Origin of the sequence: Acetobacter vaccinii, assembly GCF_008365315.1 — a bacterium.
Classification (GTDB): domain Bacteria; phylum Pseudomonadota; class Alphaproteobacteria; order Acetobacterales; family Acetobacteraceae; genus Acetobacter; species Acetobacter vaccinii.
The window spans coordinates 1,930,995-1,942,679 of sequence record NZ_CP043506.1; the positions used below are offsets into that span (position 1 = coordinate 1,930,995).

10 protein-coding genes are annotated in these 11,685 nt (G+C 61.3%); 7 read left to right on the forward strand and 3 right to left on the reverse strand.

What is annotated here, in order from left to right:
• Positions 1 to 2: 2 nt before the first annotated feature.
• On the reverse strand, positions 3 to 1,016 hold the full coding sequence (locus tag FLP30_RS08650) for an ABC transporter permease (RefSeq protein WP_149279465.1): 1,014 nt from the start codon (positions 1,014 to 1,016) through the stop codon (positions 3 to 5).
• A complete protein-coding gene (locus FLP30_RS08655) occupies positions 1,013 to 2,704 on the reverse strand; it encodes an ABC transporter substrate-binding protein (RefSeq protein WP_149280305.1) in 1,692 nt (563 codons plus the stop codon). The genes FLP30_RS08650 and FLP30_RS08655 overlap by 4 nt, the downstream gene beginning before the upstream one ends.
• A 329-nt stretch (positions 2,705 to 3,033) precedes the next feature.
• On the opposite strand from FLP30_RS08655, the gene FLP30_RS08660 reads away from it, so the two are divergent.
• From FLP30_RS08660 to FLP30_RS08680, 5 genes are all read left to right on the forward strand, one after another.
• A complete protein-coding gene (locus FLP30_RS08660; RefSeq protein ID WP_149279466.1) occupies positions 3,034 to 3,249 on the forward strand; it encodes a hypothetical protein in 216 nt (71 codons plus the stop codon).
• Between the two features lie 68 nt (positions 3,250 to 3,317).
• Entirely contained in the window at positions 3,318 to 4,472 is a 1,155-nt protein-coding gene (locus tag FLP30_RS08665; protein WP_149279467.1) for an aminotransferase class I/II-fold pyridoxal phosphate-dependent enzyme, read from the forward strand.
• Positions 4,473 to 4,609: 137 nt separating this feature from the next.
• Complete coding sequence (gene guaB / locus FLP30_RS08670) at positions 4,610 to 6,088, forward strand: IMP dehydrogenase (protein ID WP_149279468.1); 1,479 nt, start codon at positions 4,610 to 4,612, stop codon at positions 6,086 to 6,088.
• Between the two features lie 8 nt (positions 6,089 to 6,096).
• Positions 6,097 to 7,389, forward strand: a complete 1,293-nt coding sequence (locus FLP30_RS08675) for an RsmB/NOP family class I SAM-dependent RNA methyltransferase (protein ID WP_149279469.1) — start codon at positions 6,097 to 6,099, stop codon at positions 7,387 to 7,389.
• A gap of 98 nt (positions 7,390 to 7,487) precedes the next feature.
• Entirely contained in the window at positions 7,488 to 9,320 is a 1,833-nt protein-coding gene (locus FLP30_RS08680) for a cation:proton antiporter (RefSeq protein WP_149279470.1), read from the forward strand.
• Between the two features lie 5 nt (positions 9,321 to 9,325).
• Here the strand turns inward: FLP30_RS08680 and FLP30_RS08685 are convergent, their stop codons facing one another.
• Positions 9,326 to 9,835 (reverse strand): L,D-transpeptidase family protein, encoded by a 510-nt coding sequence (locus FLP30_RS08685; RefSeq protein WP_149279471.1) that lies wholly within the window; start codon positions 9,833 to 9,835, stop codon positions 9,326 to 9,328.
• A 146-nt stretch (positions 9,836 to 9,981) separates the two neighbouring features.
• Here FLP30_RS08685 and FLP30_RS08690 point away from each other — a divergent pair, with 146 nt between their 5' ends.
• Together FLP30_RS08690 and FLP30_RS08695 are read left to right on the forward strand one after the other, a co-directional pair.
• The gene (locus tag FLP30_RS08690) at positions 9,982 to 10,695 is read left to right on the forward strand and encodes a response regulator transcription factor (protein ID WP_149279472.1); all 714 of its coding nucleotides are present in this window, start codon (positions 9,982 to 9,984) and stop codon (positions 10,693 to 10,695) included.
• 291 nt (positions 10,696 to 10,986) lie between these two features.
• The gene (locus FLP30_RS08695) at positions 10,987 to 11,685 is read left to right on the forward strand and encodes a response regulator transcription factor (protein WP_246856477.1); all 699 of its coding nucleotides are present in this window, start codon (positions 10,987 to 10,989) and stop codon (positions 11,683 to 11,685) included.

The following is an 11,685-nucleotide window of genomic DNA, read 5'->3' on the forward strand; positions in this document are numbered from 1 at the left end:
GCCTATGGGCTTTCTGCGCGGCTGGTGTCGCGCACGTCCAGCGCGTCACGCAGGCCATCGCCCAGAATGTTCAGGGCCAGCACGACGGCCACAATGGCAAGACCGGGGGCAATGGCCACCATCGGGCGGGTGTAGATCAGGCCTTCCCCATCCTGGATAATGGTCCCCCACGAGGCCGCAGGAGCCTGCACCCCAATGGAGAGGAAGGACAGCGCACTTTCCGCCAACAGTGCCATGGCCATGACAAGGGGGCCGAGGACGACCAGGGTTGTGGCCACGTTGGGCAGAATATCCTGCACCACAATACGCCAGCGCGGTATGCCCAGACAGCGGGCCGCCACCACAAATTCAGCCTGCCGCAAGGCTATGACCCGCCCACGTATCGGTCGGGCGGCATAGGGCACATACACCAGAGCAATAATGGCAATGGGAATAAGTAAATTGTTGGCCTCAATGACAAACGGGCCAATGCGGAGGCCGGAACTGACCGTCATGATGGACAGGGAAATGGCGAATAGATAGACCGGCACAGCCCACATGATGTCCATAAGCCGTGACAGCACGGTATCCACCACCCCGCCAAAAAAACCTGCGGCAATGCCGGTTATGGTGGCCAGGATCAGGCACAGCACAGCCGCGCAGGATGAAATAAGCAGCGAATTGCGCCCCCCATACAGCAGGCGCGCCGCAATATCACGGCCCTGGCTGTCGGCCCCCAGCAGGTAGGTGCTCCGCCATGTCGGGCCGATGGGGCTGAGCCCCAGATGCAGCGGGTTGTCGTTGGGCTGCATAATATCGGTTTCCTGCCCGCCCAGTACAACTGTGCCTGCGACATTGGATACAAAAGGGTCGGTATGGGCCACATTGTGGGCATAAAGAGGGGCCAGCAGGCAGGCCAGCATCATGGCGATCAGAACGGATAGGGAGAGCATGGCCGAGCGGTTACGGCGCAGGCTGTACAGCGCCATACGCCATGGGCCAGGTGTCGGGCGGGGGGCTTGGGGCTTGGCTGTCATTGGACCTGAAGCTGGGAAAGCAGGATTTCATCATTAAGGGTGACGATGACGTTGCGTACCCGTTTTGACAACAGGACAACACGCCGCGTCTGCACCAGAGGGACGGCAGGGGCCTGACGCATGAGCGCACGGTCAACCTGCGCCCACAGGTGGTTGCTGGCGCTCCGGTCACCCAGCGCCTGACGCGCGGCGTCGTCCATCATCCGGTCGATGGCCGGGTCGCAGAAACCTGCCATATTGGGAGAGTTATCGGAATGGGGATGAAAATTCTCGCATGAAAAAAGAGTGCTCAGAAAGCTGGAGGCGGAGGGGTAGTCGGCATTCCAGCCACCAATCGAAATCTGCACCTTGTTGTCTGTGTTCTGCACAAAGGTAAAGTGAATCACCTGGCTGATACTGTGGACCGATGCCTGATAACCCAGAGCTTCCAGCGTGCCGCGCAGTTCTTCCGCCGCGTTGCTGGACCGGCCTTCTGCCGGGACAACAATGGTCACCTTTGCCCCTGCCGTGCCGCTGGCGCGGACAAGAGCGCGGGCCTGCTCCATATCGGGCTTTTGCCAGTTGCGGGCAGGGTGGTCGGGGGAGGCCCCAAGTGTGTAGTCACAAAAAGGCTCGTAACCCGGTGTGCCTTCGGGCAGCAACTGGCATTGTGGGGTCGCTACGGCAGGGCCTCCGCTGTAAATGACCATGGCATGACGGTTGACCGCGTAGTTGAGCGCCTGACGCGCCGCGAGGGAATTAAAGGGCGGCTCGTTCACATTCAGCATGGCGAAGTAATAGAGCAGCAGCCGGTAGATATGGACCTGCTGTGCGTAACGGCTGCCAATTTCTCCCAGGCGGTCAAGCGGCACGTTTTCATACATCCAGTCGGCCTGACCGTTCTCCACCGCCGAGACCTGGGCCTCCCTGTCCAGCCCGAAGGTTACAAGGATATGGTCGGTGTAGCCTGCGGGCTGGGCGTCATGAGACCATTCCTCAAAATACGGGTTGCGTGCCAGTTGCAGCCGGGTGGTGGGGTCATACTCCGCGATCAGATAAGGCCCGGTGCCGGGGATGGGCGTGTTGCCCATGTCATGGGCCGGGGTGCTGGCGGGCAGGATGGAGGAATGGATCCAGGCCAGCCGTTCGGGAAACTCCGGGTCCGGGCTGCTCAGATGGAAGGTGATGCGCCTTGTCTGGGCATCGGTTTCAATACCGCCTGCCAGGGTGCAGTGGGCAGGGTCTTTCAGGCAGGCCTGTGCCCCCTGGATATGGCTGTAATAGGGGCCCGCAGTCGGGCTGCCCACGGCAAACATCCGCCGGAAGGAGGCTGCGACATCCGCCACGGTAACGGGCTGACCGTTGGAAAAACGGATGCCCTTGCGCAGGGTCAGCCGATAGGTCAGCCCCCCATCTTCTGGCGCAGGCACCGCTTCCGCCAGATTGGCAATAACGGCCTGGGCGTCCTGCCCAGCAAATTTGGGGTAGGTCAGCAGCGTGTCATAGACCGGGGTTTCAAACACCTTTGTCACGGCCACGTAAGCGATCTGCGGGTCCAGCGTACCTGCCGAGGCCTCTGTCACAACCCGGAGTGTGCCCCCTACGGCCGGGTTGGCAGGGGCGTTGGGGGCAGGGGGCGCGCCATATGCGGCGCAGGGGGGCAGCAGTGGCAACCCGATCAGGGTGAACAGCAAAAACGCACGGATCATGCCCTGAATTATGGTATGCTGGCGTATGTAATCAAACAGGAAAATAGACGTCAGCCAGATTGAGGTGGTTTTTGCCGCCGTCACAGGGGCGTTGCCTTGAGGGCGGAGGGCGTTGTGTAAGAGCGTGTCTGGCTCCATGCGGGCCGCGGGGCGGTGCTCTGTGGGCCGTCGTTATACGGCGGCTGTCAGCGCCCTGGGCCATGGCTTAGGGTGGTGTGGAAAGGCGAAAAAAGTGTCAGAATTTCGCCATGTTCGTTCACAAAAGTATCACGTGCGTTTGCCGCTTTTGGCGCTAAGGTCAGCCCGCCCGCAACAGGAGGCGGGAGCACATGAACGCATTCCATAAAACCCGGCAGGTCCAGTCGCTTCCGCAGGAAAGCTGGCGCGAGGCAGTCAGGGAGCGGTGGCGGGCAACGTTGCTGCATGTATGGGAACGGCATGGTGATCTGCCGCATCCCTCCCTGCAGAGTGTCAGGAAACAGGCCATGCAGCATGCTCTGCCCCGCAGGCGCAGCGTGCGGCTGGATAATACGACGGCGCTCTGACGGCACTGGCCATGGGCGGGAGGGGGCAGTAAGGATTGGGCCTGTCCACAGCAGCACGGCCATGCCCTATGCCCATTCCTGAGATTGATCCTTTCCACGCCATTTCCATCAGCGCGCTGGCCCACCAGCTTGAGCAGGACGGCCGTTCGGTCATCCATCTGGAATTTGGCCAGCCCTCCACCCCGGCCCCCCGTGCGGCGCTTGCCCGGGCGCACCATGTTCTCGACACTGACCCCATGGGGTATTGGGAGAGCGAGGCCCTTAAGGTCCGTATCGCTGCGCATTACGCAACGGCTTATGGGGTTAGCGTAGCGCCTGAGCGCATTGTGCTGACATGCGGGGCTTCTGCGGCTCTGGTGCTGGCTTTCTGCACGCAGTTTGTGCCTGGCCAGCGTGTGGCGCTGGCGCGGCCGGGTTATGTTGCCTACCGCAACACCTTGCGAACACTGCATATTCAGCCCGTTGAAATTGCCTGTGGGCCTGCGGAGCGCTTCCAACTGACAGCCGGGCAGCTTGCAGTCTTGGACCCGGCCCCTGCGGGGGTGATTGTGGCGAGTCCCGCCAACCCGACGGGCACAATCCTGTCGGGGGCGGAGCTGGAGGACATTGCCAGGGTCTGCCAGGAGCGCGGTATCAGCATTATCTCAGACGAAATCTATCACGGGCTAAGCTACACAACGCCTGCGCGTACCATGCTGGAATATGCGCCAGATGCCTTGATTATTAACAGTTTCTCCAAATATTTTTCCATGGCGCCATGGCGTCTGGGCTGGCTGGTCGTGCCGGAAAAACTGGTCGGTGCCGCACGGGCGCGGATGGGCAACCTGTTTCTGCCGCCCTCCGCCCTGAGCCAGCACGCAGCCCTGGCGGCTTTTGAGTGTGAGGAAGAGCTGCAGGGTCATGTGGCCACGTATCGCACCAACCGCGACCTGTTCCTCAAGGCCTTGCCCGCTATGGGGCTGGCCCATATTGCCCCGCCGGATGGGGCTTTTTACATCTATGCCGATATCCGCCATCTGAGCGATGACAGCCTGACATTCTGCCGTGACCTGCTGTGTGATACGGGCGTTGCCACCGCACCGGGGCTTGATTTTGACCCCGTTGATGGGCGGTTTTACATTCGCTTCAGCTTTGCTGCCTCCACCGACCGGGTGCAGGACGCCATCAGCCGCATGATCCCGTGGTTTCAGGCACGCATGGCAGCCAAAAGTATAAAAACATGATGTCAATGCGGCAGAATGCTTGCGTTCGTTAGGTCAACATCGTAAGGGGAACCGCCAATGGTCTGGTGGCCTGCGGCACGGTGCGTTGCTATCGGGTTGGCCTGCCTTTACCGTGTTATAGCAAAGGTGCCCGTTGCATGACTCCTTCCCCTTATAGCCGTGTCACAGAAGCTCTGGCTTTTGACGACGTACTTGTCGTGCCGGATGCATCGGATGTCGTGCCCAGCCAGACAACGGTGCGTACCCGTCTGACCCGCTCGATTGAGCTGAATATTCCGCTGATTTCCTCGGCTATGGACACCGTCTCGGAAGAGCGGATGGCCATTGCCATGGCCCAGCAGGGTGGCCTTGGCGTCATTCATAAAAACCTCACCCCCGAAGTGCAGGCCGAGCACGTGCGGCGCGTCAAGCGCTTCGAATCCGGCATGGTGGTCAACCCGGTGACAGTCGGGCCGGACCAGACCCTGGCCGAAGTGCGCGAGATCATGAGCCGTCATGGTATCAGCGGCCTGCCTGTGGTGGAGCCGGGGTCGCAGGAACTGGTTGGTATCCTGACCAACCGTGATGTCCGCTTTGCCAACGATCTTAACCAGCGCGTGTCGGAACTTATGACCCGCGACCGCCTCGTGACCGTTCGTAACGGGGTGGATGCCGACACAGCCCGCCAGCTGCTGCACAAGCACCGTATTGAAAAACTGTTGGTGGTTGATGACGCCAACCGCTGCATTGGCATCGTGACCGTCAAGGACATGGACAAGGCCGTTGCTCACCCGCTGGCCATCAAGGACAGCATGGGCCGCCTGCGTTGCGCCGCAGCGACCGGTGTGGGTGAAGAAGGCTTCAGCCGGGCAAAGCTGCTGATCGAAGCCGGTGTGGACGTGCTAGTGGTGGACACGGCCCACGGTCATTCCGCCGGTGTGCTGGATGCCGTTGCGCGGCTTAAGGCGCTTGACCCCAACATCCAGATCATGGCGGGCAACGTGGCAACGCCGGAAGCCGCACAGGCACTGGCCAAGGCCGGGGCTGACTGCATTAAAATCGGCATTGGTCCGGGCTCCATCTGCACCACGCGTATTGTCGCAGGTGTTGGCGTGCCGCAGTTCTCCGCCGTGCTGGAAACAGCGCAGGCCTGTAAGGAACTGGATGTGCGCTGCGTGGCCGATGGCGGTATCCGCACCTCGGGCGATATTGTGAAAGCCATTGGTGCCGGGGCCGATGTGGTCATGATCGGCTCGCTTCTGGCAGGCACGGACGAAGCACCGGGTGAGGTGTTCCTGTATCAGGGTCGTTCTTACAAATCCTACCGTGGCATGGGCAGCCTTGGCGCTATGGCCCGTGGTTCGGCAGACCGCTACTTCCAGCAGGAAGTCAAGGACGCGCTCAAGCTCGTGCCAGAAGGGATTGAAGGCCGGGTGCCGTACAAGGGCAGCATGGCCGCTGTTGTGCATCAGCTTGTTGGCGGGTTAAAGGCCGGTATGGGCTATACAGGCTCGCGCGAGATTACGGACCTGCAGACACGTGCCCGTTTCCGGCGCATTACCGGGGCAGGGCTGCGTGAAAGCCATGTCCACGATGTCTCGATCACGCGCGAAGCGCCGAACTACCGCCAGGACTGACCCGTAGCATGACACCTTCCGCCAGGCTTTCCGCCAGCATCGACCTGCTGGCGGCCATGGAGGCCGCGCCGCGTAAACCGGCCGATGCCATAGCCAATAGTTTTTTTCGTGAACGGCGTTACATCGGTGGTGGCGACAGGCGCGCCATTTCAGCTCTGGTGTGGGATGTCATGCGGGGCTGGCGCAGGCTGGGCTGGTGGCTGGCGCAGCAGGGCCAAAGGCCCACACCGCGCCTGCTGGCAGGCGCGCAATTGCTGTTTGATGGCATGAGCGTGCAGGACGTAGCCTTTCTGTACGTGGGTGGCCGTTTTGCTGCGGGCAAACTCAGCCCGGCGGAACAGGCCGCATTGGCGGCACTGGACGGGCAGGAGCTGGTTTCCCCCGCAATGCCGCGTGCAGTGGTGCTGGAAGTGCCAGAATGGCTGCTCGTTCGTCTGGAAGATACGTTTGGCAAGGATGTGGAACGGGAGCTTGAAGCCCTGTCTACCTCCGCCCCGTTGGACCTGCGGGTGAACATTCTGCGGTCTACCCGGACAGAAGCCAGCCGTTCCCTCGCGCGGGAGGGGCTGCATGCTGAAGATACCACACTGTCCCCCTGGGGCCTGCGGCTGGAAGGGCGCCAGCCTGTGACAGCCAGCGCGGCCTTCCGTGAAGGGCTGGTGGAAATTCAGGACGAAGGCAGCCAGCTTGTTGCCGCCATTACCGGCGTTGAGCCGGGCATGCGGGTGCTGGATTACTGTGCGGGCGCAGGTGGCAAGACCCTTGCCATGGCCATGATGATGGAAAACAAAGGGCATGTCGTCGCGTGTGACGTGTCCGAACCCCGGCTGGAAGGGGCGGTCAAACGCCTGCGCCGGGCGGGTGTACATAATGTGGAGCGGCATCTGCTGGTCGAAGGCGACAGGTGGGCCAAGCGGCGCTCCGGGTCGTTCGACCGGGTGCTGGTGGATGCCCCGTGTAGTGGCACTGGCACATGGCGGCGCAACCCTGATGCCCGTGTGCGTACCACGCAAACCGATCTGGAAGAGCTTCTGGTCAAGCAGGCTGCCATTCTGGACCGTGCGGCAACGCTGGTTCGGCCTGGTGGGCGGCTGGTGTATGCCACGTGCTCTCTCCTCCGGGCTGAAAATGCTGATCAGGTGCAGGCTTTCCTGGGCCGTAACCCGCAGTTCAGTCTTGTGCCTTCGCTTTCGCCTTTCATGCCCGAAGCCCTGCGTGAGCGCGATATGGTGGCGTTGACCCCGGCGCGTGACGGCACGGACGGCTTTTTTGCAGCCGTGATGGAGCGCGCCGAGTCATAAGCAAGGCGTGAGGTGGGGAAAGAGCACTCGACAAATTCCCCGCTCTCCCCATCATGGTCGTCCGTCGGGCATGCACCCGCGGGCGTGAGATGGGTGATATGGCTGATAGCGTAATTCTTTTCGTTTTCCTCGTGCTGGGGGCCAGCATGCTGGCCCAGTGGGTGGCGTGGCGTTTCCGCCTGCCCGCTATTGTGCTGCTGTTTGCTTTGGGGCTGCTGTTTGGCCCTGGGCTGCGTATTATGCACCCGTCTGAAATGCTGGGCAGCGCCTTTCACCCTCTCGTTTCCCTCGCCGTGGCGTTGATCGTGTTTGAAGGCGGGCTGGTGCTGGACTTCAGGCAACTGAAGGAGGCGGGGGAGGGCGTTGTGCGCCTGACCCTGGTGGCGTTGCCCATCAACCTGCTGCTTGGCAGCATTGCCGCCCATTACATTGGGGGTATGGGGTGGGGGCCTGCTTTTCTTTTTGGTTCCATCGTGGTGGTGACTGGCCCGACGGTGGTGCTGCCCCTCTTGCGGCACGGCAAGCTCAAACCCCGTATTGCGGCCTTCCTGCGGTGGGAGGCTATTCTGAACGACCCTGTGGGCGCCATTCTGGCCACTCTGGTGCTGGAGGTGCTGCTGATGCAGCCGGGCGAGGGGTCTGGCACGTTCTTTGCGTCCATGCTGCCGCATATGCTGGTCAGCGCGGTGATGATGGCAGGGCTGGGCCTTGGCGCAGCCTGGGGGGTGCGCTGGCTGTGCGTGCGTGACCTGCTGCCAGAGTTCCTCAAGATGCCATTTCTCATCACGCTGGCGCTGGCCTTGTTTGTGGTGGGGACACTGAGCATGGATGGCGCAGGGCTTATTGCCTCGACCGTGTTTGGCATGGGGCTGGTCAACCTGCGTATTCCGGGCATGGCGGAACTCCAGCGCATGAAAGAATCGCTGGTGGTGCTGATTGTCTCCATCCTGTTCGTGCTGCTGACAGCCGACCTCCAGCGCGCTGAACTGACGGCTCTGTCATGGTCCATCGGCGGGCTGACGCTGGCTGTGCTGTTTCTGGTCAGGCCGGTCGGGATCTGGCTGGCCACGATGGGGTCCAGCCTGAGCTGGGCGGAGCGCGCCTTTGTCGGCTGGATTGCCCCGCGCGGTATCGTCGCCGCTGCAGTGGCCGGTATGGCCGGGATACGGCTTGAGGACGCAGGTTACCCCGGTGCGGCACAGGTTATGCCCGCAGTGTTTGCAGTTATTGCAGCCACCATGATCCTGCATGGTTTCTCGCTTGTGCCGCTGGGGCGCAGGTTGCACCTGACCCTGTCCAATCAGCCATCCTTGGCCATTGTCGGGGCCAGTGAGTGGTCCACCCAGCTTGCCATAGCTGTGCATGGGCTGGATGTGCCTGTGCTGCTGGTGGATAGCTCCCAGCAGGACCTGCGTCGGGCGGAAAGGGCGGGCGTGCCGGTACTCTGTGCCGAAGTGCTGTCGGAGGAAGGGGCGGAGAGCCTTGAGGAAAGACCTGCCGATTATCTGATCTCCGCCACGCCGGATGGCATTTACAACGGTCTGGTCTGTGCCCATCTGGCTCCGCATTTTGGGCGGCAGAGGGTGTATCAGGTCAGCCCCGGTATTGCGCGGCTGGACCAGTACCGTGGTCTGAGCCGTGAGGCCCGGGGCAAGGTGCTGGGGCAGCCGGGCTGGAACTTCACGGTGCTGGACCTTCTGGTCAATCAGGGCTGGTTTTTTGTGGCGCACGAGATCACAGAGGCGAACCGGCTGGACCTTTTGAGCGAGGAAAGCGGGTTCCTGATTTTCCTTGTCATCCAGAAAGGTGTGTCCATTACCGTGCTATCTGCTGAGGATGATGTGCCCCCGCCACTCTGGCCCGGTTATATTGCCGTTGGCCTGATGGCACCCGAAGGCGCAGCCCGAACCGCACCCGATAGTCGTGCCTGACAGGCTTACGGGTGGATGGTAATGGCCTTGGCTCCGGCCTGCAGTACATGCAGCAGGTCAGCTTTCTCCAGCGCGACACAGCCTTCCGTAGGGGAAAGGTTGGGCCGTTGCAGGTGCATGAAAATGGCGGAGCCTGCACCGGGGCGTGCTGGATCATCGTTATAGCCGATAACAACAATCAGGTCGTAGATGCTGTCGGCTTTCCACAGCTCTTCATGCCGGTCGGGGCAGGGCAGGTGGACAAGCTGGTTATACAGGGGGCTGTGCGGGTCATCGCACCAGCCATCATGGGGGGAAAGTGCGGCAAGAGGCAGGCTGGTACGGGGGGCAGGCAGGCGGTCTGCCCGAAAATAAACCTGGCGGAGCGCAAACGTGCCAACAGGGGTGCACAGGTCTCCTTCCTGCTTGCGGGTGGTCAGGCCGTTGCGGCCTATGACGGCCCTCATGACTTTGTGTCCGCAATGCAGTCGTGCATATGGGCCACTGCCTGCCTCATGGAAGAGGTGTATCATCATGTGCCATCCTGCCCCTGTTTATGGTGTTCTTGTGCTGCTGGCGTATCATGCTCATTCATGGCCGGAGCCGAGACGATTCGTAGCGCGGTGAATACAACAGGTTTGGTAGCCAGAGTAGCAAAGGCTGACACAAGGAGATGGACTCCATGACGGGTGCACGCCCTATTTTGATTGTTGATGACGATCAGGTAATCCGCAAGACATTGGCGGAGCAATTACAGCTTGAAGGCGAGTTTCAGGTACTGGAGTCCGCAACGCTTGAAGAAGCCCGGCAGACAATCAAGGCCGCTGATGCGCGCTGCGATGCCGTGCTGCTTGACGTTAGCCTGCCCGACGGCGACGGGCGTGACTTCTGTGCCGAACTGCGGCGCGAAGGCCTGCGTATGCCGGTGATCATGCTGACCGGCTCTGATGATGAAGCGGATATTGTCCGTGGGCTGGATGCCGGGGCCAACGACTATGTCGCCAAGCCCTTCCGCATTGCTGAACTGCTGGCCAGATTGCGCGCCCAGTTGCGGCTGTTTGAAAACAGCGAGGACGCTGTTTTTTCCATCGGGCCATATACTTTCCGCCCGTCCGCCAAGCTGCTGCAGGAACCGCAGAGAAACCGCCGTATCCGTTTGACGGAAAAGGAAACGGCAATCCTCAAGTTCCTGTACCGCGCGGGCACCCGCCCGGTGCCCCGTCAGGTGCTGCTGAACGAGGTGTGGGGCTATAACGCGGCCGTAACCACCCACACGCTGGAAACCCATATTTACCGCCTGCGCCAGAAGATCGAGCCCGATCCGGCCCATGCATCGCTGCTGGTGACAGAAGGGGGCGGCTATCGCCTGAACCCGGAGCCAGAGGCCGCGGTCTGACACGTCAGGCAAGGCTGCGCAGGGGGCAGGCTGTTATGCCGCCCCCGTGCCGCCTGCCGCGGTTGTTACGGGGTTTGGAATTTCATCCACACCCTTACCCACCAAGCCATCCGCAGAATCTGTGGATAAGCGCCGGAATGACGGCAGGTGGATGCAGGCAGTCTGATGGGCCAATGTCCGCATTCTGTTTGAACTGGAACCCCAACAGGGGTATTGCCCAAGAGAACTGCTCTGTGCCCTATCCTGCCCACAGGGAAGGGACCCACAAGGTATGCTGTGTCGGGTCCTGTTATGAAGACTGAAATGATGCCTGAGCCTGCCCACGTCCTGCTGGTTGAGGACGACGCCAGCACCGCAGCCTATATCCAACGTTTTTTTGAGCATTCCCATATTCGCATCACAGCCGTGGCGGACGGTACGCAGGGGCAGGCGTTGGCCATGGCGCAACCCTGGGACTGTATTGTGCTGGACCGACGCCTGCCAGGGCTTGATGGGCTGACAATCCTGACCACGATGCGGGCAGACAACATCCAAACCCCTGTCCTGTTCCTGACCACCATGGATGGCATCCACGACCGCGTGAGCGGGCTGCGTAGCGGAGGGGACGACTACCTTGTTAAACCCTTTGCCCTAACGGAACTGTCCGCACGCATAGAAAGCCTGCTGCGCCGCACCAAGGAGCCGGGGAATGACGTACGCCTTGTCTTTGCGGATGTGGAGGTTGATCTTTTAACGCGGGAAGTCCGCCGGGCAGGGGAAAAGCTGTATATTCAGCCCCAGGAAATGAAGCTGCTCGAGTATTTTATGAAAAACCCTCTGGTCGTGCTGTCGCGCGAGATGCTGTTGCAGGCTGTCTGGGGGCTGGATTTTCCAGTGCGCACCAATCTGGTCGAAACCCACGTCAGCCGTTTGCGTGAACGCTTGGGGCGGGACGCCCCACCCCTGATCCACACCATCAAGGGCCGGGGTTATATGTTGCGGCATCCCTAG

Bases quoted from the DNA above. Each gene is read 5' to 3' on its own strand.
- FLP30_RS08665 (WP_149279467.1), top strand. From the start codon at position 3,318: ATGCCCATTCCTGAGATTGATCCTTTCCACGCCATTTCCATCAGCGCG.
- FLP30_RS08680 (WP_149279470.1), top strand. From the start codon at position 7,488: ATGGCTGATAGCGTAATTCTTTTCGTTTTCCTCGTGCTGGGGGCCAGC.
- FLP30_RS08675 (WP_149279469.1), top strand. From the start codon at position 6,097: ATGACACCTTCCGCCAGGCTTTCCGCCAGCATCGACCTGCTGGCGGCC.
- FLP30_RS08650 (WP_149279465.1), bottom strand. From the start codon at position 1,016: ATGACAGCCAAGCCCCAAGCCCCCCGCCCGACACCTGGCCCATGGCGT.
- FLP30_RS08690 (WP_149279472.1), top strand. From the start codon at position 9,982: ATGACGGGTGCACGCCCTATTTTGATTGTTGATGACGATCAGGTAATC.
- FLP30_RS08655 (WP_149280305.1), bottom strand. From the start codon at position 2,704: ATGATCCGTGCGTTTTTGCTGTTCACCCTGATCGGGTTGCCACTGCTG.
- FLP30_RS08685 (WP_149279471.1), bottom strand. From the start codon at position 9,835: ATGATGATACACCTCTTCCATGAGGCAGGCAGTGGCCCATATGCACGA.
- guaB (WP_149279468.1), top strand. From the start codon at position 4,610: ATGACTCCTTCCCCTTATAGCCGTGTCACAGAAGCTCTGGCTTTTGAC.
- FLP30_RS08695 (WP_246856477.1), top strand. From the start codon at position 10,987: ATGAAGACTGAAATGATGCCTGAGCCTGCCCACGTCCTGCTGGTTGAG.
- FLP30_RS08660 (WP_149279466.1), top strand. From the start codon at position 3,034: ATGAACGCATTCCATAAAACCCGGCAGGTCCAGTCGCTTCCGCAGGAA.